18 protein-coding genes are annotated in these 24,302 nt (G+C 66.9%); 8 read left to right on the forward strand and 10 right to left on the reverse strand.

The features are described 5' to 3' along the window. Window positions 1-3: 3 nt before the first annotated feature. Entirely contained in the window at window positions 4-630 is a 627-nt protein-coding gene (locus FA89_RS13610) for a TMEM175 family protein (protein ID WP_051938764.1), read from the reverse strand. Window positions 631-776: 146 nt separating this feature from the next. On the opposite strand from FA89_RS13610, the gene FA89_RS13615 reads away from it, so the two are divergent. From FA89_RS13615 to FA89_RS13630, 4 genes are all read left to right on the forward strand, one after another. Then, window positions 777-1,220 carry a membrane protein gene (locus FA89_RS13615; RefSeq protein ID WP_036141206.1) on the forward strand — a complete coding sequence of 148 codons (444 nt, stop codon included), beginning with the start codon at window positions 777-779 and terminating at the stop codon, window positions 1,218-1,220. After that, window positions 1,213-2,526, forward strand: coding sequence for a PQQ-dependent sugar dehydrogenase (locus FA89_RS13620; RefSeq protein ID WP_036141209.1), 1,314 nt, complete (start codon window positions 1,213-1,215; stop codon window positions 2,524-2,526). Before FA89_RS13615 ends, FA89_RS13620 begins: the two co-directional genes overlap by 8 nt. Before the next feature lie 292 nt (window positions 2,527-2,818). Further along, on the forward strand, window positions 2,819-3,256 hold the full coding sequence (locus tag FA89_RS13625; protein WP_036141213.1) for a hypothetical protein: 438 nt from the start codon (window positions 2,819-2,821) through the stop codon (window positions 3,254-3,256). Between the two features lie 22 nt (window positions 3,257-3,278). Continuing rightward, window positions 3,279-4,154 carry a bestrophin family protein gene (locus tag FA89_RS13630; protein WP_036141214.1) on the forward strand — a complete coding sequence of 292 codons (876 nt, stop codon included), beginning with the start codon at window positions 3,279-3,281 and terminating at the stop codon, window positions 4,152-4,154. Between the two features lie 10 nt (window positions 4,155-4,164). Here the strand turns inward: FA89_RS13630 and treS are convergent, their stop codons facing one another. Continuing rightward, on the reverse strand, window positions 4,165-6,237 hold the full coding sequence (gene treS, locus FA89_RS13635) for a maltose alpha-D-glucosyltransferase (protein ID WP_036141217.1): 2,073 nt from the start codon (window positions 6,235-6,237) through the stop codon (window positions 4,165-4,167). Between the two features lie 203 nt (window positions 6,238-6,440). Here treS and FA89_RS13640 point away from each other — a divergent pair, with 203 nt between their 5' ends. Continuing rightward, window positions 6,441-8,159 (forward strand): M1 family metallopeptidase, encoded by a 1,719-nt coding sequence (locus FA89_RS13640; protein ID WP_036141219.1) that lies wholly within the window; start codon window positions 6,441-6,443, stop codon window positions 8,157-8,159. 3 nt (window positions 8,160-8,162) lie between these two features. On the opposite strand, the gene FA89_RS13645 is transcribed toward FA89_RS13640, so the two are convergent. The 4 genes from FA89_RS13645 to FA89_RS13655 form a co-directional block, all read right to left on the reverse strand. Further along, the gene (locus FA89_RS13645) at window positions 8,163-9,110 is read right to left on the reverse strand and encodes a glycoside hydrolase family 97 catalytic domain-containing protein (protein ID WP_051938765.1); all 948 of its coding nucleotides are present in this window, start codon (window positions 9,108-9,110) and stop codon (window positions 8,163-8,165) included. Window positions 9,111-9,113: 3 nt separating this feature from the next. Next, window positions 9,114-9,971, reverse strand: a complete 858-nt coding sequence (locus FA89_RS19305; RefSeq protein ID WP_051938766.1) for a glycoside hydrolase family 97 N-terminal domain-containing protein — start codon at window positions 9,969-9,971, stop codon at window positions 9,114-9,116. Between the two features lie 117 nt (window positions 9,972-10,088). Beyond that, window positions 10,089-12,329, reverse strand: a complete 2,241-nt coding sequence (locus tag FA89_RS13650) for a S53 family peptidase (RefSeq protein ID WP_036141222.1) — start codon at window positions 12,327-12,329, stop codon at window positions 10,089-10,091. A 285-nt stretch (window positions 12,330-12,614) separates the two neighbouring features. Then, entirely contained in the window at window positions 12,615-14,171 is a 1,557-nt protein-coding gene (locus FA89_RS13655; protein WP_036141223.1) for a methyl-accepting chemotaxis protein, read from the reverse strand. Window positions 14,172-14,333: 162 nt separating this feature from the next. Here FA89_RS13655 and FA89_RS13660 point away from each other — a divergent pair, with 162 nt between their 5' ends. After that, window positions 14,334-15,485 (forward strand): sialidase family protein, encoded by a 1,152-nt coding sequence (locus tag FA89_RS13660; RefSeq protein WP_081916576.1) that lies wholly within the window; start codon window positions 14,334-14,336, stop codon window positions 15,483-15,485. A gap of 161 nt (window positions 15,486-15,646) precedes the next feature. After that, entirely contained in the window at window positions 15,647-18,658 is a 3,012-nt protein-coding gene (locus FA89_RS13665; protein ID WP_036141226.1) for a TonB-dependent receptor, read from the forward strand. Here the strand turns inward: FA89_RS13665 and FA89_RS13670 are convergent. The 4 genes from FA89_RS13670 to FA89_RS13685 all read right to left on the reverse strand — a co-directional run bounded on the left by FA89_RS13670 (window position 18,642) and on the right by FA89_RS13685 (window position 21,655). After that, on the reverse strand, window positions 18,642-19,526 hold the full coding sequence (locus tag FA89_RS13670) for a DMT family transporter (protein ID WP_240003901.1): 885 nt from the start codon (window positions 19,524-19,526) through the stop codon (window positions 18,642-18,644). The genes FA89_RS13665 and FA89_RS13670 overlap by 17 nt on opposite strands. After that, window positions 19,523-20,779, reverse strand: coding sequence for a glycoside hydrolase family 27 protein (locus FA89_RS13675; RefSeq protein ID WP_221174304.1), 1,257 nt, complete (start codon window positions 20,777-20,779; stop codon window positions 19,523-19,525). Before FA89_RS13675 ends, FA89_RS13670 begins: the two co-directional genes overlap by 4 nt. 74 nt (window positions 20,780-20,853) lie before the next feature. Continuing rightward, window positions 20,854-21,039, reverse strand: a complete 186-nt coding sequence (locus FA89_RS13680) for a hypothetical protein (protein WP_036141229.1) — start codon at window positions 21,037-21,039, stop codon at window positions 20,854-20,856. A gap of 175 nt (window positions 21,040-21,214) precedes the next feature. Beyond that, the gene (locus tag FA89_RS13685) at window positions 21,215-21,655 is read right to left on the reverse strand and encodes a VirK family protein (RefSeq protein ID WP_036144351.1); all 441 of its coding nucleotides are present in this window, start codon (window positions 21,653-21,655) and stop codon (window positions 21,215-21,217) included. A gap of 196 nt (window positions 21,656-21,851) precedes the next feature. On the opposite strand from FA89_RS13685, the gene FA89_RS13690 reads away from it, so the two are divergent. After that, a complete protein-coding gene (locus tag FA89_RS13690; RefSeq protein ID WP_036144353.1) occupies window positions 21,852-24,272 on the forward strand; it encodes a penicillin acylase family protein in 2,421 nt (806 codons plus the stop codon). Window positions 24,273-24,302 lie beyond the last annotated feature (30 nt).

Below are 24,302 nucleotides of genomic sequence, written 5' to 3' on the forward strand. Positions count from 1 at the left end.
GCCTCAGGCGCCGTCGGCAACCTTGCGTGTTCCCATGCGCGCATAAAGCATCACCACCAGCGGCGTGAGCACCAGCAGGATGTTGCTGCGCCCGGGCCACCAGATCGCCAGGATGCCCGAAAGCAGGGCCATCGACGGCATCGCCAGACTGCGACGACGCAGCACGGCCACGGTGTCTTCATTCACACCCGGCGCCAGGAAGGGTGGCCGCAGTGCATTGCGTACCAGCCGGTACTGCAGCAGACCGGCGATGAGCAGGCTGGTCGCGTAGAACACTTCCGGCACGCGTTCCACGGGGTGGGCACTCATCAACGCCGTGGAGAATGGCGTGAAGGCGATGGCCATCAACAGGAACAGGTTCGGCCACACGATGGACGGATCGTAATGACGCAACAGGCCGAACACGCGATGGTGCGCCGCCCAGACCGCGCCCACCACGATGAAGCTGAGGAAGAAACCGGCCAGCTGGGGTATCAGTTCCACCAGGGCCTCCAGCCACGCCGCATCGGTGGACACCGCCGGATGCGGCACGTGCACCTCGATGATCAACAGCGTGATGGCGATGGCGAACACCGCATCCGAAAAAAACGTCAGCCGCTCCAGCTGCTGATCCTGGCCATGCTCCGACATCCCCACCCCTCGTTATGATCCCTGCGCGATGATCGCCCGTCAGGGGTAGGCATGGGAAGAGCGCGCAGCAGACGCCGCCTATACACCGGGCGGGCCAGCATGATCCGTGATTCGTCCATCCGGTCCATCCAGGGAGACTTCCGATCATGCATCCCCGCGTCGTGTCGCAGCGAAACGTGGTGGCCGCCACGCTTTACGGCCTGCTCAATCCCATTCCCTTCGGCTGCTTTGTAGCCGCCCTGATCTTCGATGCGACCTATGCCCACACCGGCGTCACGCTGTGGATCAAGGGGGCCGCATGGCTGATCCTGTTCGGCCTGCTGTTCGCCATCGTGCCGCGACTGGTCAACCTGGTGCAGGTGTGGATCACCTCGCGTCACGCGCTGTGGCGTGGTGCGCGCATCGACTTCTGGCTGAACCTGGTGGCCATCGTCGTGGCGATCGTCAACGCGTTCGTGCATACCCGCGATGCCTATGCCGCCGTACCGGCCGGCGTCTGGCTGTCCGTCGTCACGGTGCTGCTGCTGGCCGTGGCCCATGTCCTGGTCGCGGTGTACGCGAACCATCGCGGAGTGATCGTTCATGACTAAGTCCATCCCCTTCGGCACCCTCGCCCTGGCCTGCCTGGTCGGCCTTGCCGGTTGCAGCGAAAAAGCCTCGCTGGCGCCGCCGGACCAATCTGGCGCGGATCCGTCGCTGCCCGCGCCGCGTCACTTCCTCGTGCCGCCGATGCAGGTGCCGGACAAGGCCGGCTGGACATCCGGACAAAAGCCGCGCGTGGCACCGGGCCTCGCCATCGAGGCCATCGCCACCGGGCTGATGCATCCACGGCAGCTGTATACGCTGCCCAACGGCGACGTGCTGGTGGTGGAATCCAACGGCCCGGGCACCGAACCGGTCACTACGCCCAAGCAACTGATGGCGGGACTGGTCAAGGATCAATCCGGCAAGGGTGGCAAGGGCGGCAATCGCATCACCCTGTTGCGCCGGCAAGGGCAGGGCGCCTGGGAGAAGCACGACTTCGTCGACGGCCTGAACTCCCCGTTCGGCGTGCAGCTGATCGGCAACACGTTGTACGTGGCCAACACCGACGGCATCGTCACCTTCCCGTATACCGAGGGCGACACGCATATCGCCGCCGCGCCCACCGTCTTCGCCGACCTTCCCGACACGATCAACCACCACTGGACCAAGGCACTGCAGGCCAACCCGGACGGGACCAAGCTGTATGTCGGTGTCGGCTCCAACAGCAACATCACCGAGAACGGCCTGGACGTTGAATACCGCCGTGCCGACGTGCTGGAAGTGGACGTGGCCACCGGCGCCAGCCGGATCTACGCCGCCGGCCTGCGCAATCCCACGGGCCTGCAATGGGATCCGGTAGGCAACACGTTGTGGGCTATCGTCAACGAGCGCGACGAGATCGGCGCCGACCTGGTGCCCGATTACCTGACCTCGGTACGCCCGGGTGCCTTCTACGGCTGGCCGTACAGTTACTACGGCCAGCATGTGGATACACGCGTCAAGCCGCAACGCCCCGACCTGGTGGCCAAGGCGATCCGGCCGGATTACGCCATCGGCTCGCACGTGGCGCCGCTGGGCCTGCTGCTGACCCGGGCCAACGCACTGCCGGCGAAGTACCACAACGGCGCCTTCATCAGCGAGCACGGCAGCTGGGATCGCTCGCCACTGAGCGGCTACGAAGTGGTCTTCGTGCCGTTCCGGGACGGCAAGCCGCAGGGCAAGCCCGAGACCATCGTCAGCGGCTTCTATTCCGACGACCAGAAGCAACTCTACGGTGCTCCCGTGGGCATCGTGCAGGACAAGGACGGTGCGGTGCTGATCGCCGACGACGTGGGCGATACGGTGTGGCGGGTGACACCGGCGGCGCCCTGAGCCGCATGCACTGGCCAGCGTTCAGAAGAACCTCACGGCCCTTTGGACGTCCGGAGCGACGTATTTCCGACCCTGGCTGAACGACTGGCAGCGATCACATCCGTGAAATGGACGTCTATTTCACGGATGCGAATGCTGCGATGCCGCATGGCGACGCCGTTCGCATGGACGTCCGTAACAATGGCGTTACATGTCACCCGGGCCTTCGCTGAATGCCGTCGCCAACCCGGGGTTGCCATCGCCACGCGGGGTCTTGCAAGTTCGGGGCGTCCCCACCGCCACCGGATTGCGTATGCCGATACAGCACCTGTCCCCCGATCGCGCGGATAACGCCGCCCCCACCATCGGGCCTCCCGATCACATCGCACCCGCGCTCGCACAGGTGCGTCCGCACCTGCCGCTGATGCTCGTACTGGTGGTATGCGCGACCGTCGTCGTCGCGACCGACCCGCCGCGACGCATGGATCTGTTGATCGCCGAATGGTTCGGCAGCGTCGTCGCGCTAGGCATGGTGCCGTTGTTGCTGGTCCGCGGACTGCGCGTACGCAAGGTGGCCCCCGTGATGGCGCTGACCCTGGCGATGGCCGTGGCGCTTGCCCAAGGCCGTGACGATGCACCCGCCACCGAGGGTGGCCGCCCATCGCCGCACACCCATCAGAACCGTCTGCCGACCGCATCCGACGGTTTCGGTGCCTACACCACGCCGCGCGCTGCCGCGCACAACAGCTGATCGTCACCAGGAGGACACCCCGATGCTGGTTCCCGGTCATGCCCATGTGAGTCATCTTTCCCGCTATGTCGGCGTGCCGCTGCTCATCCTGTTCTGCTGGGATGTGCTGGTCACGGCCGCGTGGTATTGCACGCAGGCGGGGTGGGACAACTTTCCCGCCTTGCCGCTCACCCTGTTCGGCACCGCGGTAGCGATCTACCTGAGCTTCCGTAATGCCACCGCCTATGCGCGCTGGTGGGAGGCACGCACCCTGTGGGGAGCGATGGTCAACTGCTCGCGCACGCTGGTTCGCGATGCGTGGACGCTCCTGGGCGATGCCCGCGTGGCACGCGAGATCTCCTATCGACAGATCGCCTATGTGCACGCGCTGCGGCTGCACCTGCGCAGGCAGAAGGAACGCGACGAACTGGTCGGCCTGTTGTCGGACGAGGAACTGGCCGACCTGGATTCGGTGGCCAATGCGCCCAACGCCATCGCCTTGCGCACGGGTGCGCTGCTGAGCGATGCGGCGCCGGACTCGATCATCCGCGCCGCCTTCGCCCGCACGCTGGCCGAGATATCCAACGCGCAGGGCGGCATGGAGCGGATCAAGAACACGCCGTTGCCGCAGCAATACTCGGTCTATCCGGTGGTGTTCACGCACCTGTTCTGCGCGCTGCTGCCGTTCGGCCTGGTGGAGCAGCTGGGCCTGTACACGCCGCTGGGCTCGACCGTGGCCGGCGTGTTGTTCCTCGGTCTGCTGCAATCGGGCAACGATCTGCAAGACCCGTTCGAGAACGGCGTCAACGACGTGCCGATGACGGCCGTCACGCGCGGCATCGAGATCGACCTGCGTGACGGCATGCGTGAGGACCATGGACTCAAGCCGTTCGCGATCGAGGCCGGCGTACTCAAGTAAGGCGCAGCGATCAGAAGCCGGGCGGCGCCGGCACGCTGACGATGCGCAGGCAAAGGCCTTCGTATGGATCGAGGTGGATATCCAGCACGCCATCCTCGCCGACGTCGCCTTCCAGCGTCTCGTTGAGCAAATCCACGACCGGACCGGCGCCCACGTTTTCCAGCACCAGGCGCTCGTCGATCGGCTCGGCGGTGAAGTTCAGGGCGGTGATCTGCACGCCGCGGCCGGCGGGCAGGTCGTGCAGCATCACCAGCAGGCCCGCGGCTTCCACGTCGGGAATGGGGCGCTGGTGGCCGCTGGCCAGACCCGTGGCCTGGCGCACCGTAAGCACGCGGCGCACGCGGCTGGCGAACGAGGTGGTGTCTTCCAGCTGCGCTTTCAGGCTGCCGTACAGCGTACGTGCCAGCGGCAGCCCCTGGCCGGATACGGTGGCTTCCGGGTCCAGTTCCATCAGGTCGTAGGCACCGCGATTGATCCAGCGTGTGTCGCCGTCACCCATGAGCGGGGCCACCTCGTCCACGGGCAGGGTGAGCGCACCGACGATGTCCCACCCGGAAATGGCGAACACACCCGGCTGCAACGCGTTGAACATCACCAGCAGGAGGTGCAGCTTGCGGATCTGCTCGATGTCCTCGGCGGACAGCGCGTCCAGGTCGCGCAGGCCCAGCACGGCCGCCGCCAGGCTGGCCGTGGTGCAGGCGATGCCGTTGGTGACGAAGCGCAGGTTGTACGGCGCATGCTCGCCGCTGAGCCGCTCGTACATGGCCTCGCGGATCTGCTCGCGCAGCAGGGCGCCGGGCATGGTCTGCCCCTTGAAGAAGAACGGCGTGGTGGCGTGGGCGGTCCAGAAATGGACCAGCTCCAGCGTCAGCTCGTCGTGGTTCTGCATCGCATGGATCAGCGATGCCGGGTCGATCCCGTGCTGGTGCACGGTGCGCAGCATGAGGCGCAGGAATTCGGTATCGCCGGTGGCCAGGGCATGCTGCACGGCGGGACGGGTGATGAAGTCATACGAGAGGTCTGCACCGCCGCGGGACATGGCCGCGATATCGTCCACGGTGAGGTTCAGCTCCTGGAAGCTGAAGCCGCCCGCCTTGCGCACCATGCCGGCGATGATCTGGTTGCCGGTGATCGACAGCGGATGGCTTTCCGACCAGGCCGGGCCGCCGGCGCGACGCTCGATGCCGAGGAAGCCGTTGGCATCCAGGCGCAGGCCGCGCGCGCCCATCACGTCCAGGCTGTGCAGCGCGTCGCCGATCACCAGCTGCTGCGCCGCGAACGACGGATCGAGCCAGTTCAGCGCCGGCTGTCCTTCCTTGAAGTAGTGCAGGTACACCCAGCGGCGCGGCTTGCCGTCCACGCCGGTGACGATCGCCGTGGCGCTCCAGTCGGTGTCCTTCACGCCCGGCTCGAGGAAGATCACCCGCTGCAGCTGGCCGACGATGTAACCCTTGTCGTGCAGCGCGTCCACCGTGAGCGGCCCGAGGTTGACCGAGTCGCGGCCTTCCGCCACGTCCGGCAGCAACGCCCAGTCGTCCTCGCGGATCTCCACCATGTGGTAAAGGCCCGGGTAGTCGCCATAGGCCATTTCCGCCAGGCGGAAGTCGGCGCCCTTGCCGGTGTGCGAGGGGATCACGTCGTCGATGACGATGCCGCTGAACACCGACGCCATGCGCGCGATGTCCGAGAACTCGGCGCTGGTCCCGAACACCGGGTCGGTATCCAGGCCGATGCGGTCGAAGTGACCGTCGATGGTCGGCGTTTTCTCGCGCCCACGCAGGCCACCGGCCTCCTTGGTCGGGCCCACGTGCATGCCGTGTACGCCGAGTACCGAGAGCGCGTGCCACAGGTCGTGCTCGCCCAGCGCCGACAGCACCGACTGCCCCGGACGCGTCACCAGCGAGGCCGGATAGGCGGTGAACCACACCGAGGCCATCTCCGAGGCGCTACGTCCGCGGCTTTCCGCATATGGGTACGCCCACAGGCGTGCCTGGCCGCCGTAGAGCCTGGCGCGTTCGCGGGCTTTCTCCAGCATGGAGCGCTCGAGCAGCCATGCCACGTAGTCCTGGGAGTTGTCGGTCATCGGGGGAGGGCGCACTGGCGGGGAAGGCCGCGATGGTATCCGATCCGGTGTGTAGGAGCCGACGATGTCGGCGAACCCCTCGTCCTTCCCCGGCGGTATCGCGGGCTTGGGCGTAATTACCATCGGTCTTTCGACCTAGGACGGGGTGGTGGCATCTGGGTATGGTGGCCGCGCACACTTCACTAGCCGACGGTCGTCAAGGTATGCGTATTCCCCTCCTGTTCGGTGCCGGTCTCGCACTCGCCACCGTCGCTTGCACACCCTCGACGCCGCCGGCACCTCCGCCGCTGACCGACCTGACCCGCAACTCCGGGGCGGCGCGTGCGCCCGAGCAGATGGCGGTGACCTTCGAACATGCCGACCTCGGCATCCGCGTGGACCCGGTGCGGCAGTGGATCGAAGGGGATGCCAGGCTGACCTTCGGGGTGACGGCACCGCTGCGCCGCATCGTGCTGGACCTGGATCGCAACCTGCCGATCGACCGCGTCGAGGTGGATGGCAAGGCACTGGCGAGCGCCGCCTGGCGCAATCCCGACGGTCGCCTGTCGATCGATCTGCCGCGCCCGCTGGAGAAGGGCGCGCGGACCACGGTGCGCGTGGTGTATCACGGCAGCCCGCATACGGCGGTGCACGCACCGTGGGACGGCGGTTTCGTCTGGACGAAGGCGCCGAACGGCATGCCCTGGGTGGCCACGGCGGTGGAGGGCGAGGGTTGCGACCTGTTCTGGCCGTGCATCGATCATCCCATGGGCCGCCCGCAGGTGGTCGACGAGCACATCACGGTGCCGGCGCCGCTGGTGGCGGTGGGTAACGGCGTGGCCATGGGCATGGACGAGGCCGACGGCAGGCGCACCTACCATTGGCGAAGCCACGACGTGAGCACCTATGGCGTGGCGCTCAACATCGGGCCGTATCGCGAACTGTCCGCGTCGTATCGCAGCCGGTTCGGCAACGTCGTGCCGCTGCACTACTGGTACGTGGACGACGAGACCCAGGCGAAGGCGTTGTTCGCGGAGTTTCCCGCCATGCTCGATTACCTGGAGAGCGCCATCGGTCCGTACCCGTTCGGCGGCGAGAAGATGGGCGTGGCCGAAACCCCGTTCAAGGGCATGGAGCACCAGACGATCAACGCCTATGGCAATGCGTATGCGAAGAACGTCTATGGCTACGACGACCTGTTGCAGCACGAGCTGTCGCACGAGTGGTTCGGCAACCAGGTCACCAACGCCAACTGGGACGACATGTGGCTGCACGAGGCGTTCGCCACGTACATGCAGCCGCTGTACGCCGGGTCGCTGGGCGGCAGCCAGGCCTACTTCGCCAGCCTCATGCAGCTGCGCGCGCGTATCGACAACAAGCATCCCATCGTGTCCGGCAAGCCACGCCGCGAGGAAGACGTCTACGACGACACGCGCGGCGGCCCCGGACAGGATATCTACAACAAGGGTGCGCTGATGCTGCACACCCTGCGCGGGCTGATCGGCGACGAGGCGTTCTTCCGTGCGACCCGCGAGCTGGTCTACGGCACGGATCATCCGGTGCCCGGCCAGTTCGCGCCGCGCTACGCCACCACGAAGGATTTCATCGACATCGTGGACCGTGTGACGGGCCGTGACATGCACTGGTTCTTCGACGTGTATCTCTACCAGGCGGCGTTGCCGGAGCTGAAGGTGACGCGTGAGGGCCAGCAGCTGCACCTTGGCTGGCAGGTGCCGGGCAAGGGTCCGTTCCCGCTGCCCGTGGAGGTCCGTGTCGGCGAGAACGTGGTCACGCTACCGATGAGCGCGGGGCAGGGCGAGCTGACCCTGCCGCCGGGCGCGACATTCACGGTCGATCCCGCGTCGAAGCTGCTGCGCCGCGACCCGGCTATCGAGGCCTTCCAGGCATACACCCGCAAGCACAAGGCGCCGAAGACGTCGTAGCAGTCATCGGCGATAGCAGCCATCGGCCGGGGTGGCCGTCGCTGCCGGGCACAGCACCGCCGCAAAGCCGCCGTCCTGCGGCACGTCGAAGGCGAGCGTGCCGTCCGCGGCGAGCGTCTGCGCGCTGCGTGCCACGTCGCCCCGGCCACGGCCGTCGCGCACGATATCCGCATGCCAGGGTCCCGCGCCGAGCGATGCCACCGGTACGGTCAGGCGCCGGGCGGGCCCCGCCGCGATCGCGCCGATGAACCAGCGGTCGCCGCTGCGCCGCGCGATGATCGCCTCCTGCCCAGGCGTGCCGGCGATCAGTTTCGTGTCGTCCCACACGGTGGGTACCTGGTTGAGGAAGGCGAGAGCGAGCGGACGACGCTCGTACGCTTCCGGCCGGTCGGCCAGATGCGTCCAGCCCGACTCGAAGACGATGGGCAGCGCCACTTCGTGCGCGATGCTGGCTTTCTGCGTCCCGGTGTCGAAGGCCACCGGCGTGTAATCCATGGAACCGACCACGTTGCGCGTGAACGGCTGGATCGTGTTGCCGGCGACAGGCGGATCGTTCTCCGCGCCGCGCACGCCTTCCATCGTCATCAGGTGCGGCCAGGTGCGCGCCAGCCCGTGGGGGATGGTGGCGCCGTGGAAATTCACCATCAGGTGCAGGCGGGCGGTGTCGGCCAGGGTGTCGTCGTACCAGCGGAAGCGGGCCTGCGAGTCGGATTCCATGAAGTCGATCTTCACGCCCTTGACGCCCCAGCCCTTGATCCGGGTCAACTCCGCCATGCGCTTGCTGGGCGTGTCCAGCTTCGACCAGTGGTACCAGAGCAGGATGTCCACGCCCTTGCCGTTCGCATAGCGCACCAGGTCGGGCACCCACGTGTCGCTCCAGCCTTCGTCGACGAGCACATACGGGATACGGTTGCGCGCGGCGAAATCGACATACGCCCGCTGACGCTGCACGTTCTAGGGGCTGTCGTGCTCGCTCAGCCACGACCAGGCCACGCGGCCGGGCCGTATCCACGCGGTGTCGTCGAAGCGTGCCGGGTCGGCCAGGTCGTCCACCAGGGTGGATGCGGTGACGGTGGCAAGACTGCCGGCGATCACCACGCGCCACGGGGTCACGCCCTGGCTGTCGACGCGGGGATCGGCAAGGGCGAGGGTATAGGTGCCGCTACCCGCGGCATGGACCAGGCGGCTGCCGTCGTAGCGGCCATCGGCATTGGCTTCGGTGATCAGGGCGTAGTGCCCGCCAAGCCGGAACAGCGAGGGATACCCGTAGTCGCCGGCCGCCGCCGTGCCTGCCGTCGTCTGGATGCGTTCGTTTTCGTACTGGGGGCCGTACGGCAGCAGCCAGGCGGGCGAATCGGCGGGGACGGCGAAGGCGGTGGCTTCACCCGTGACCGTGGCCTGGTGCACGCCGGGCAGTTCGTAACGGAAGGCGATGCCATCGGGCGCCGTGCGCAGCACGACATCGAGCTGCTGGCCCCCGGCGTTACGCAGTGCGTAACGGATCTCGTCGAAGGTGGCCTCGCGCTGCAGGCGCTTGCCGGTGGTCATGCGGTAGTGCTCGATGATGCCCTGGTGTTCGGTGGTGCGCTGGAGGGTCAGCCCCTGCGTGAGATCCGCCGCGGTCGTCTTCAGGCCGAGTGCGATGGTGATCGGCGGGGCACTGCCGGGATCGCGGATGGTCAGCACGGGCCGACCGCCGTTCGCCACGATGAGCGTCGCCTGGGGCGAGGCGGCCATCGCGGGCACGGCCAGGAAGAGGGAGAGTGCCGGCACGAGCCGGCGAACGCGTGACACGGGCGAAGCAGCCTGCATGCGGACATCCTCACGGCAGCGAACACCGAGGGTTCCACAAAACGCCGGTGTGCTCAATGCGCCGCCGGCGCACGACAATCCCGTCCGCGGCGTGTCGCGCCGTGGACGGGGGCCTCGTCAGTGTTGCTTGTTGTACGCCTTCCAGGCCTTGGCCAGGTTGGCGGCGTTGACCGAGCCCAGACCGGAGGCGAAGCTCCAGCCAGGCTGCGCGGGGTAGGCCTCCTTGTACTTCTTCGTGGTGATCGAGGTCAGTCCGTAGGGCCCCGTGTAGGCATAGCAGTTGTCGGCACCCGTGGAGCAGTTGGTCGAAATGCCGCCGCGGGTGATGTTGTGGAACACGCAACCGGCGGTGCCGGTGGCGCCCTTGTCGGCATCGCACGCGGCCAGCGTGGCGGGTGCCGCGCCGTCGGCGGTGCCGTACTCGTTTGCGGCCAGGGCATAGAGCGTGGTCGCCGCCACACCCTGCTTCCGGCGACCGGTGGACTGGTTCACCAGGGCCTGGATGGCCGCGAACATGGGCGATGCCAGCGACGTGCCACCGCTGCCGTCGGCTCCGTTGGGCAGTCCCGGCGCGCACAGCGCGCTGGAATCGCACGTCACCGCGTAGGTGACATTACCGTAGCTGCCGGCGAACAGGGCCACGTCGGGTATGTCGCGTGCCCCGTCCTTCGTTGCGCCGTGCACCTTGGCCTGCCATGCCGGCTTCTCGTTGTACAACGCAGGCGCGCCACTGGAGCCTTCCGCCGTGAACGGCGTGTTGAAGCGGCCCAGTTTGGCGTACTGTGCCTGGCAAAATTTCACTGCGCTGGCATAGCCGTTGGCCTTGGCGGCCACGCCGTTGCCGCAGGACTCGTTCCACGGGATCTCGGGTACGTACGACAAGGCGCTGCCCAGCACGCTGTTCGGCTTGGCCGCGAAATACGTGGCCGTGGTCTTGTCCAGCACATCGGCCGTATCCGTGCCGCCCACCGCGGTAACGTACGGCGAGGTTGCCAGCGCATTGGCGCTGATGCCCAGCGTGATGAACGCCGAGCCGTTGTAGCCCGTGTTCACGCCGGAATCGCCGGTGGAAACGAACACCGAGATGCCTTCGGCAGCGGCCTGCTGCCACATGCCGTCCAGGGCGATCTTGGTGGCGACGTCCACATCCAGTTCGTCGAAGCCGTAGCTGGCACTGATGATGTCCGGTCGGTCGGCGCCGTTGATGAGGTTGTTGGCCGCGGTGTACACGCCGCCGAAGAAGTTGTTCGTGCCCGAGTCGTCGCAGGTGGCGACCTTCAGCGTGGCGCCCGGCGCCATGGCGGTGACCCACTCGGCGTCGAGCAGCGTTTCACCGGACTCCTCTTCGAACCCGGCGCTCACGTTCGGATCGATGCAGTTGGTGCTGGACAGGCCCGCTGCCGGCGGATTGACCAGGGCATAGGTGCCGCCATATTTCGCCAGGTCGAACGCCTTGACGAAGTTGTCCCAGTCCTCCTTGGGCATGTCGGCATCCTCGACCACCGCCACCGTGATGCCCTTGCCGGTGATGCCGGAGGCGATCAGCGGCGCGGTGCCGTACATGACGCTCATGTCGTACGGGGTGAGCAGCCGGATCTTGTCGCTGTAGGGAAACAGCTGCGGGCTGGCCTTGGCCGTCGCCACATCGGCGGAAGGACCCGTGGCGGGCTTGCGGATGAAGCCGGTGCCGGACGGATCGCGCGCGGCATGCACGAAGGGCGTGTGCTGCGCCTGGGGACGCAGGTCGGTCAGGCCGGCCACACCGGCCACGACGTCGCTCAAGGCCTTGGGAATCGTCACGTCGCCGGCGTTGGCCAGGTGCTGCTTCGCGTCCACCGCATAGTATTTTTCCTGCACGCCGAAGGCGTTGCGCACCTGCCCGGAGGAACCCGAGAAGTCGATCTGCATGTGGCTGGGATAGACACCGTTGACGGTGAAGCCCTGGGCCGTGAGATAGGACACGGCGGCGGCGAGATCGGCATCGGTGACGCCGAAACTCTTGCCGAAGGCTTCCGGCGTCAGCCAGCGACCGAAGCGGGGCGAGGAAGGATCGTTCTGTTCGGCGATCACTTTCTTCAGTGCGGCTTCGCGTTTCGCGCTGCGCTTGAGCACGAGTTGCAGGTGGTTCATCGGCAGGTCGTCGGTCGCGACCGAGGTCGCGGCCACGGCGTCCACCAGCGGAATATGGCTTCCGGCGATGGCTACACGTTGACGGGCATCCACCGTCTGCGTGATCCGTGGTGCCTCCGTGGTGTCGATATCGGCCACGGCGGAAGCGGCGGTTTGCGAGAATACGGCGGCGGGTGCTGAAAGCGCGCACAGGACTGCCGCGCACAGCAATGACTTGCGATACGTCATGGATCGTCTCCCTCGATTTTTGTGGTTCCCCTGTTTGCCGTGCGCGAAAGCTTCGGCACCGCTTTCGCCGACGCGGACCGGCCGCGTCTTCCCGAGGCAAATGGTTGCCCGGGAATGAGCCGAGCGTATTCCCTTGTAACGCGATTGAAAAGTGCGCTGGATCGCAAAAGACGCACAGACGTCTATACGTCTATGCGCTTTCTCATGCGTGAAAGATACAATGAAGCAAGTTATTGCGATCCGGGCGTCGTTGTGCACCAGGATCGCAATAACCTGAGGCTCGGATCAGGCCGCTTCGAGGCGGAACACGTCCACCGCGTTGCGCAGCAACTGTGCCTGTTCGGCCATGGATCGCGAGGCGGCCGTGCATTGCTCGACCAGCGCGGCATTCTGCTGGGTCACCTGGTCCATCTGCGTCACCGCGCGATTGACCTGCTCGATACCCGAGGCCTGCTCCTGCGACGCCGCGGAGATGCCGGTCATCACGCCGGACACCTGGTACACCGCGGCGACCACGCCCTCGATCGTCGATCCCGCCTCGGCGACCATGGACGAACCCTCGGCGACCCGCTCCATCGACGCGTCGATCAGGCCGCGGATCTCCTTCGCGGCAGTAGCGCTGCGCTGTGCCAGCGAACGCACCTCGCTGGCCACCACGGCGAAGCCACGGCCATGCTCGCCGGCACGGGCCGCTTCCACGGCGGCGTTCAGCGACAGGATGTTGGTCTGGAAGGCGAGCGAATCGATGACGCCGACGATGTCACCGACGCGGGCGGAGCTGGTCGATATGCCCGTCATCGTGTCGACCACGCGGGCCACGGCCTCGCCACCGCGCTTGGCCGTCGCCGAGGCGGTGCCGGCGAGGGTCGTACCCAGCATGGCGTTATCGGTGTTCTCGCGCACGGCGGCGGTCAGCTGCTCCATGCTTGCCGCGGTTTCCTCCAGCGACGCGGCCTGTTCCTCGGTGCGCTGGGAAAGGTCCGAATTGCCCTGCGAGATCTGTTCCGCGGCAATGGCGATGGAGTGGCTGGACTCCTTGATGCCTGTAACGATGCCGCACAGGTGGTCGCGCATGGTGGCGATGGAATGCAGCAGGCTCGACGAATCGTCCGCCTTCAGGTCCACGCGCACGGTGAGGTCGCCATCGGCGATGCGGCGCACCACTTCCGCGGCGTAGACCGGCTCGCCGCCCAGGGCGCGATAAAGACGACGCCCCGTCCAGACGCCCACGCCCGTGCCGATCAGCAGGCCACCCGCGGCGATGCCGAGCAGGGTGCGCCACAACAACGCGTAGCGCTCGCGCGAGCCCTGGTATTCGCTGGAGGCCACGTCGATCTGCAACTTGCGCAGGTCGTCCAGGTGCGAAAGGGCGCGCGGCAGCAGTACATCGACCGAGCCGTGCAGCAGTTTGTCGGCACCGGCGGTGTCGCCGGCCTCCAGGGCCTTGCGGGTCGCGGCGAAGCCCTGGTTCTCCAGCGTCTCGTACGAGGTGTGGAAGGCTTCGGCCAGTTTCCGTTCGTCAGGCGTCCAGTACGTGGCCGCGTAGGTTTTCCACTGCGCCTCCAGCGTGCCGCGATGCGAAAGGCTGGCAGCCACCGCATCGCGGGCCGGGAACCGCGAGGGGTCCAGTGCGGCCCGTGACAGCTGGGCCGCCTCGTCGCGCAGGCGATCGCTCACGATCGACAGCTGCTGGATGCAGACCGTGCGGTCCTCGTAGACGGTGCGCAGTGCCTCGCCCGTCGCCGAGAGGGCGTAAAGCCCGGACGCGCAGGTCGCCACCATCGCCAGGGCGAGTCCACCCGCGAGGATCGCCAATTGTGCCTTGACGCTTAACGTTGCCATTTTTGCTCATCGGTAGTCGGTGCTTCCTCGTCAGCGGCCACGACGAGCCGAACTGGAGTAAAAATTTGGCAAAATTGAGCTTTCAGAAACTTCTGTTCATATATGAGCGTGTTTGGTGAGGATAAGGTGAGTGATCGCCCGGCGCTCCTGAAAGGTCATGCCATGTTCGATTCGCTACCGCGCCGCCCCGTGGTCCGTAGCTACGCCGCCTTCGCTGCCGCCGCGTGCCTGGGCCTGGCACTGGTGACCCCCACGGTGGTGGCCGAGCCGGGCGACCCGTGCCACGCCATGGTGAGTCGCGACTTCGTCGCCGATCCCTCGCCGACGGCCGCCAGCCACGCCGGCACCCTCGTCGATACCCCGCACGGGCTGGTGGCGGCGTGGTTCGGTGGCAAGCAGGAGCGCGATCCCAGCGTGGGCATCTGGCTCGCACGACGCGACGCGAAGGGATGGACACCGCCGCGGGAGGTCGCCACCGGCGTCCAGGCGGACGGATCGCGGCTGCCCACCTGGAACCCGGTGCTGTTCCGGTCGCGCGCGGGTAGCCTGCTGCTGTTCTACAAGGTGGGCCCCGACCCGCAGCACTGGTGGGGCATGGTGATGACCTCGCGCGACGACGGCGCGCACTGGTCGGCCGCCCGCGCGCTGCCGCCGGGCATCCTGGGACCGATCAAGGACAAGCCGGTGCAACTGGCCGATGGCGCTATCGTCAGTCCGTCCAGCACGGAGCAGGGCGACTGGCATATCCATATGGAACGTTCCGACGACGAAGGCCGCACCTGGCAGCGCGAGCCCGACGTGGCCTCCGCAGGCATCGACGCGATCCAGCCCAGTCTGCTGGTACATGGCGACGGTACGTTGCAGGCGATCGGCCGCACGAAGCAGGGGCGCTTGTTCGACACCCGCTCGCATGACGGTGGTCGACAGTGGTCGCCGCTGCGCCTGCTCGACATCGACAATCCCAACGCGGGGATCGACGCGGTGGCCCTGGCCGACGGGCGCTACCTGCTGGTCTACAACCCCACGCTGCCGGGCAAGGACTGGTGGGACGGTCGAGGAACCCTCGCTGTCGCCCTGAGTGCCGACGGGCACCACTGGAAGCGCGTCCTCACGCTGGAGGACCACCCCGGCAAGGAATACTCATACCCCGCGATCATCCAGTCGGCGGATGGCCGCGTGCATGTGCTTTACACGTGGGAGCGATCGCACATGCGCCACGTCGTGATCGACCCCACGCGGTTCACGCCCGATGCGTGCTCCGGCATAAATGTCCACGCCGAACAACGCCCCCCGAAAACCAAGCAGGCGCAATAACTTGCGACTTTTACGTAACGCGCATGTAACCGTTGTGTAAACGTTTACGCGATGTTAGAAGGTGAGGCGTCGGCCTTCACGGCGCCGGCAATCCCATTCACTTGCATCTCGTCCACGGGAGGGTCCCGTGCGCACGGTCATGCCGCTACAGGGGCCTTCCCATGCCGACATCGCGTTTCTCGCGTCGCCTTCCGCTGCACGCGCTGTGCCTCGCTCTCGCCGCCGCCGGCATGCCGGTCGCCTTCGCGCAGTCGACCACGGGCAGCCTGTTCGGCGACGTGCCCGTCGCGGCCGGTACGACGGTACGCGTGGAAAACCAGAGCGGCGTGAGTCGCGACCTGCCGGTGGATGCGAGTGGGCGGTACAAGTCGCCGGCCCTGCCGATCGGCACCTACAAGGTGACGCTGTTGCGAGACGGCAAGGTGCTGGACACGCGCGACAACGTGGCCGTGCGCGTCGGCAACGCGAGCGAGGTCTCGTTTTCCGCCGGGACAGCGCAGGCCGCCACGCTCGACGGCGTGCAGGTGTCCGCCAACGCGACACCCCCGATCGATGTCGCCAGCGTCGATTCGCGTACCGTGATCGACGCCCAGCAGCTGGCCAAGCTGCCCCTGGGCCGCACCGCCGAACAGATCGCCCAGCTGGCCCCCGGCGTGGTCCCCAACAGCGGCGGGTTCACCAGTGACACCGGCAAGTCGCTGGTGAGCTTCGGCGGGTCGTCCGCCAACGCCAACGCGTACTACATCAACGGCTTCAACACGACGGACCCGCTGCAGGCCCTCGGCGGTATCACGCTGCCGTATGGCGCGATCGACCAGGAAGAGGTGTACACCGGCGGCTACAGCGCGCAGTACGGTCGCTCCGACGGCGGCGTGATCAACGCGGTGGGCAAGCGCGGTACCGACACCTGGCATTACGGGGTGCAGTTCCTCTGGGAGCCGCAGTTCGCCCGTGCCAAGGGCGCCAACAACTATTACGCCAGCGGCGTGCCGCAATCGGCCAAGGCCGGCAACCTGTATGCGTACAACCGTGACAACCGCAACGTGGACAGCACGGCATCCGTGTATGCCGGCGGACCGTTGATCAAGGACAAGCTCTACGTCTTCGCTGCGGCCGAGGTGGAACGCCGCGACACGCAGACCGTGGCCAACGAGGAAGCCAGCAATTCGTTCGAGAAGTCGCGCAGCACCATGCCGCGCTGGTACACCAAGCTGGACTGGAACATCACCGACAGCAACATCCTCGAGCTGACCGGCGCCTCGGACAAGACCGAGAATCGCGGCAGCTACTACGACTACGACTACGTGGCCAAGCGACGCGGTGCCTTCGTCAACGATGCGGACCGGCAGAAGAACGGCGGCGACCTGTGGAGCGGCAAGTTCACCAGCTATATCACCGACGCGCTGACGCTCACGGCCGAGTACGGCAAGATGCACACGCAGGCCTACCAGGCACCGGCCAACTACGACGGCAGCCTGACCTACATCGACGGCGACGTGAACCAGAACCCCGCGCTCAACGGTGGCGTGCCCATCGGCAACGCGCAGACCACCGATGGCCTGAGCGATCCCAAGCGCGGCAACTTCACGACCAACACCCGGCTCGACCTGGCCTATGCGATCGGCGACCACACGATCAGCGTGGGTATCGACAACCTGACCGCCAAGGCGGCCAACCAGGGCAGCGAGTCGTCCGGCCCGGGTTACACCTGGTCGTACAGCCAGTCGCTGCCCAACGTGCCGATCAACTCGGATCTGGGCGTGGGTGCCACGGGTGACTTCCCGAACGGCGCGGACGGCTATTTCGTCCAGAAGAACACCTACAGCCAGATCGCCACGGTGCGCTCGACGCAGCGCGCGCAGTACGTCGAGGACAAGTGGCAGGTGAACGATCGGCTGCTGCTGCAGCTGGGCCTGCGCAACGACCAGTTCACCAACTACGATTCCGCCAGCCAGGCCTACATCACCCAGACCAAGCCGCAATGGGCCCCACGCCTGGGCTTCAGCTGGGACGTGATGGGAGACGCCAGCTTCAAGGTGTACGGCAACGCAGGACGCTATTACCTCGGCCTGCCGCTGAACCCCGCGCTCAATTCCGCGGCGGCCACGACCAACACCGTGCAGTACTACACCTATGGCGGGATCGCCGCCGACGGCACGCCCACCGGCCTGACCCCGATGTCCGGGCCAGTCTCCGGCCTGAACCTCTACGGCCAGCAGCCCGACCCGAAGGTGACCACGGCCAAGGGGCTCACGGCGGAGAAGCAGGACGAATACATCCTCGGCTTCACCAAGACCGCGGGCCCCGAGTGGGTCTACGGCGCGAAGCTGATGTACCGCAACCTGCGCAACGCGATCGACGACTACTGCGACCGCAACGCCGTGCTGGCCAAGTCGGCGCAGCTGGGCCAAGACGCGTCCACCAGCAACAGCTGCTTCCTGATCAACCCCGGCCGGGCCAACACGTTCACGCTCGTGGACGCCAGCGGTAACTACGTCGAGGTGCCGATGAGCAATGCCGAACTCGGCTTCCCGAAGCTCAAGCGCCAGTACTACAGCCTGGAAACGCTGCTGGAGCATCCGTTCGACGGGCACTGGTACGCCAAGTTCGACTACGTGTTCTCGCGCAGCTACGGCAACACCGAGGGCCAGCTCCGTTCCGACGTCAGCCAGGCCAACGCATCCACCAGCTACGACTGGGACGGCGCGTCGATCATGCAGTTCGCGAACGGGCCGCAGAACAACGACCACACGCACCAGATCAAGCTCTACGGCTACTACCAGATCGATCCCGAGTGGCTGGTGTCGGCCAACCTGGCCGTCATCTCCGGCAGCCCCCGGCATTGCCTCGGTTTCTACGGCGCCGACGGCACCGATCCGTTGTCGTACGGCAGCCTCTACCACTTCTGCAACGGCGAGCCGTCGCGTCCGGGCAAGCAGGGCCACCTGCCGTGGACCCGCCAGCTGGACATCGGCGCGACCTATAGCCCGGCTTTCGCGGACCACAAGCTGAGCTTCAGCGCGAACATCTTCAACCTGATGAACGAGCAGCGGCCGCTGCAGCTGTCGCCCTATAGCGAACTCAGCCCGCAGCTGACCAATCCGCTGTATCGCACGGTGACGATCCGCCAGCAGCCGCGTTACGCACGCCTCTCGGTCAGCTACGACTTCTGATCGTCACGCCACTGACGGCCACCAGTCCGGCGACGATGAAGCCCATGCCCAGCCACTCGTTGGGCAGGGGCTTTTCGTCCAGCACCCACCATGCCATCAGCACGCTGAGCACGGGGACCGCCAGCGACGACATGGACGCCAGCGCCGTGGGCAGGCGACGCACTGCCAGCAGCCAGAGTGTCCAGGCCAGGCTGGTAGCCAGGATGACCGAGTAGGCCAGCCCGGCGATGAACGCCGGGCTCCAGACCATGGTCCGTTGCGGGACGAGGAAGGCGACGACCGCCAGGGCCAAGGCGCCGAAGGTCATCTGCCATGCGGTGAAGGTGAGCGGATCGGGCTGGTGGCGCTGGAACATGCGCTTGCTGACCACCGTGCCAAGCGCCCAGCACATCCCGCCCAGCAGGGCCATGCCGGTGCTGAGCGGGTTGCCGAGGCCATGCCATGGCGCGATGACGAAGACGAGTCCCGCAGCGGCCAGCGCCATGCCGATCCAGTGCCGGCACTGCGGGCGCTCGCCCAACAGCAGCCACGCGAGCAACACGGCCCAGAACGGCATGGCGTAGGCCAGCAGCACCACGTGACCGGCGCCACCGGAGGTGAGGGCCCACTGGCCCAGTCCCTGGAACGCAGCGGTCTGGGCCAGCCCGGTGACGATCGTGCCGGCGAGCGGGGGCGGCGCCAGCGGCCGGCGCAGTACCAGCACGACGATGAACAACAGCGCGGCGCCCAGCGCGTAGCGCAACGCAGAGAAATCGAACGGCCCGGCGTAGCGCATCGCCAGCTTCATCACGATCCAGCTGAACGCCCAGATGACGACGGTGGCGCCCAGTGCGACGACCGGACCCGAGGACGGCTTGGTCTCGCTCACGGCAGGGACCGGGCCGCGTCGTTCCGTGAGACGGCGGCGCGCGGTGCGGCACCTCGCGTCGCATCGGTCCGCAGCAGCACGACATCGTGCCGGCCGACGACCACATCGAAAGCCGCCGCATAGTCGCGTGAGCGATGCTGCCAAAGGTCGCGCGCATGGACCCGGCGCGCGCCCTGGAAGCGCTTGTCCACGCGATCCCACGCCAGCCTTACCGTCGCGGGCGCGGCGCCCCGGTTGAACACGCCCAGCACGATCGAGCCGTCGTCCATATCCCTCACCAGCAGTTCCACATCGCCCCGTCTGGTCAGGCGTCTGGCGGGATGTCCGGCCGGATCCTGATCGACGGCGATCACGTCGCGATTGAGCAGGATGTCGCGGGTGGCCGCATCCATGGTGCGCAGGTCGTTTCCGGCCAGCAGCGGGGCAGGGAGGATCGACCACAGGCTCATCTGCGTACGGTATTCCTGCGAGTTCATGCCCCCGTTGCCGACCTCCAGCATGTCGGGGTCGTTCCAGTGGCCCGGCCCGGACCAGGCCGTGAGGTCGAGCTGGCGGAAACCGCGCTGCGACATCGCTTCCCAGTCGTCGCTGATGTCGGGGGTGGTGCGCCATAGCTGGGCGCCTGTCTGCGGTCCCCAACGCCAGATGTCGAAGTCGCCGGATTGCGACAGGCTGTAGATCACGGGACGTCCCGTCGCACGTAGCGCGGCGCCCATCCGACGGAACAGGATCTCCTGGTTCTGTCGCGTGACCGGGTACATGTCGCGCGCGCCGCAGTAGTCGTATTTGAGGAAATCCACGCCCCAGGCGGCGTAGCTGCCCGCATCCTGCGCTTCGTGGCCGTAGCTGCCCTCGAATCCCGCGCACGTTTTCGCCCCGGGCGAGGAGTAGATACCCAGCTTGAGGCCACGTGCGTGCACGTAGTCGGCCAGCGCTTTCATATCGCCGAACCGTGCGTTGGGACGCATCCGGCCCGCGGCGTCGCGCGTGCCTTCCCACGTATCGTCGATATTGACGTACGTATAGCCGGCATCGCGCATGCCGTTGGTCGCCATGGCGTCGGCCATGGCGCGCACATCGTCGGCCGTGATGCGCCCGGCGAAGTGATTCCAGCTGTTCCAGCCCATGGGAGGTAACAGCGCCAGCCCGCTAGCCGGCACGGGATCGATCGCCGCCAGGTCCGATGCCGCCGCGACCATGGGCATGAAAGCCATCAGACCCGGCAGGAGGCGAACGATAGCGGGCACGGTCATGGGCGTCACGGCGCAGCGGATAAGGCAACGAGCTTATCGGATATTCGTTGGCCGTGAGACGGGCGACGCCTTCGTCAGGCGGGTACGCAGCGCCAGGTGGCCTTGCCGTTGATCACACCGACGAACTCGGCAACCTGGCCCTCCGGGCACACCGGCGCATTGCGCGGCGCGTTTTCCGGGGTGGTGATCTTGCGGGCATCGACGGCGTGCGCGGAGGCGCCCGCCACGATCAGGACGAGGGCGGCGAAGCTGGTTTTCATGGGCGTTGTTCCCTGGGCGGTAACGATCGGAATGTCACGGCGGCAGGTATCCACGCCGTTACCGGCGCGGATGCCTGCCTTTCGTGTACACCCCGGTTTGCCCGGGCGCAACGCATGGTCACTTGCGTTCACGTGTTGCTGCCGAAACGGCACATCCGGCCGTTTGGCGACGTACTCAGTGGCGCTCGGGAATGAAGGTCACCCCACGGTTGATCCCGCACTCGTACGTGATCTCGGGGCCGAGCGGCGTATAGGTCGGCAGGGAATACATGAAGGCCGTGAACACCACGGTCTGGTCCGGCTTGACCTGGTAACGGAGGAACTGCCACAACGGCTTGCCGTCCTGGCCGACGGTTTCATGGGCGTCGGAAAAACTGAAGACGCCATCCGGAGTCACGCGGTAGGCGCCGATCTTCAGGCCACCCTTCGTGGTGCCCGGCGCGGTGGTCGTACCGGCCGGCTTGCACTTGGTGAGGTCCACGGTGACGGCGATGTTCGCGCCGTTGTCCGCCGCTGTCTTCAATTCCTCCAGGCTGTAGATCGACGAGGGGGATTGCGCCATCGACGCGGAAATCGGCACGACCGCGGCCAGTGCCGCCAGGAGGGAGAGTCGCATGTTCATCATGGTGTGTTCCTCAACGGTGATGTCGTCGAAAAGAGTTACGATTCGTGATGCAATCGATTGTCATTGTCGATAAAGGTGTAGATTCGTCTCGTTTTCCCGCACGCATGCGCGTTGCCGTCCTGGATGTCCGCCCGCAGGTGAGTGCCCGCGACGGACGAATAGGATGCCTTCGACAAAGGACAAAAACGTGACGCATCTCACCTATCGGCATGTGCGCCGGCTGATCGCCCTGATCGTGGCGCTTGTCCTCGCGGTCGCCGCATCGATCCTCGTTGCCGTGTTCGTGCTGCTCCATGCAGGTGCCGCCACCACCGAAGGCGATGTCGCGGCGTCTGTCGCCTCGCCCGTGACGATCGCGCGCGATGCGATGGGCGCGGTGACCATCGACGCAGCCAGACGGACGGACGCATCGTTCGCACTCGGCTTCGCGCATGCGCAGGACACGTTCTTCGCCATGGACCTCATGCGACGCAAGGCAGCCGGTGAGCTGGCGGCACTGGTCGGTCCCGCGGCTATCGACCTGGACAAGGACTATCGTCGCCATCGGCTGCGCGCGGTGGCCGAGCAGGCCTACCGAACCCTTTCCCCCAACCAGCGCGACCAGTTGCAGCATTACGCGGCGGGCGTGAACGCAGGCCTGGCCGGCCTGCGCGTGCGACCGTGGGAATACCTGGTGTTCCGGCAGGCGCCACAACCCTGGCGGCCCGAGGATTCCCTGCTGGTACTCGGCGCCATGTACCTCGAACTCAACGATGGCGGCCACAACGAGCGCAAGCTTCGCCTGCTGCAACTGGACGCCGTGCTTCCGCCATCGGTCGTGGCCTTCCTAGCCGCGCCCGATCCCACATGGGAAGCCGCGTTGGATGGTTCGGTGTCCGACGCGCCGCCCGTGCCGGACGCGTCGGTGTTCGTCCTGCCATCGCACACGGACGACGCGGTGGCGCTGGACCTGTCTTTCTCACCGCGGCAAGGGGCCGACATCGGTAGCAATGCGTTCGCCGTGGCCGGCACGAGTGCGTCCGACCCTGGCGCGCTGCTGGCGAACGACATGCACCTGAGCCTGGGCGTGCCAAACATCTGGTACCGCGCGACGCTTCGTTACGGGCAGGCCGACGCCAACGGCAAGGTTGTCGTGCGGCAGGTGGCCGGCCTTACCCTGCCGGGCACTCCCGCGCTGGTGACGGGCCAGAACGAACAGGTCGCCTGGGGCTTCACCAACAGCTACGCCGATGTGCAGGACTGGGTCGTCGTGCACACGACCGATCCGCAGGGCTCGCGTTACCGGTCGCCGCAGGGCATCGAGGCCATGGTCTACAGGGACGAGGTGATCCAGGTACGCGGCGGCGCGTCCGTGCCGCTGCGTATCGCGGAAACGCGCTGGGGCCCGGTCATGGCGACGTCCGCGCAGGGCGAGCCGATGGCCCTGGCCTGGACCGGTGCCTCACCGCGCGCCTATAACCTGGCGATCATGCAGATGGAAGACGCGACGGACGTGCCCTCGGCACTCGATATCGCGCAACACGCCGGTCTGCCGTTGCAGAATGTCCTTGCCGTCGACCGGCAGGGGCACATCGGCTGGACGATTGCCGGCAACGCCATCCCGGTGCGAGGCACCGCTGGCTTCGCCAACCCTGCCGACTGGAGCGTATCCGGGGCAGGGTGGTCGGGATGGTTGGACGCGTCGCGGTATCCGCGGGTGGAGAACCCGGCGCAGGGGTATCTATGGACGGCGAATAACCGCGCGGTCGGCGGCGCGTCCCTGGCGCTGCTGGGCAATGGGGGCTACAACCTGGGCGCCCGTGCCAGGCAGATCCGCGACGACCTTGCCGGCGGCCACCCCGCCACACCTGCCGCCATGCTGGCCATCCAGCGCGACGACCGCGCCGTGTTCCTCGCGCGATGGCAGGCGTTGATGCTAGAGGTCATCGACAAGGCGCGGGCCAGGCATGCCGACGAGGCCGGACTGGCCGCGCTGCACGATCGCGTCGCCCGTTGGGGCGCCCGTGCGGATGCGTCCAGCCCCGGTTACGGCGCAGTGCGACGTTTTCATGAAGAGGTGACCGCACGGGTGCTCCGGCCGTTCGTGGCGTTGGCTGCGCAACGCTTCAAGGATTTCGCGTGGCCCGAAGGTACGGTACCCGAGTACGCGGTCTGGCAGCTGATCCACGCACCGTCGGCATCGCACCTGCGCGACCCTCGCTATGCCAGCTGGGACGACCTTCTCGACGAGGCCTGCCTGGCGACGCTGCGCGATGTGGCGCAGGACGGCAAGGCCACCTGGGGCGACGAGAACATGCTCAATCTGCGGCACCCCTTGTCGGGCGCCTTCCCGGGCATCGTTGCCCGGTTCCTCGACGCGCGCGCGCAGCCGCTGTCCGGCGACCGCGACATGCCGTTCGTCAGCGCGCCCCGGTTCGGCGCCTCGGAACGGATGGTGGCCGTGCCCGGTGACGCGGCACGCAGCCTGCTGCACATGCCCGGCGGCCAGACGGATCATCCACTGGCATCGACCTATCTGGCCGGCACCGATGCCTGGCGGCTGGGCCAGCCGACGCCGTTGCAACCCGGGGTGGCGAACAGTACGTTTCGGTTGGTGCCGCTGCGCTAGGTCTCGACGAAACGAGTGACAAGGATTTTC

It is taken from the genome of Luteibacter sp. 9135 (assembly GCF_000745005.1).
Taxonomy (GTDB): domain Bacteria; phylum Pseudomonadota; class Gammaproteobacteria; order Xanthomonadales; family Rhodanobacteraceae; genus Luteibacter.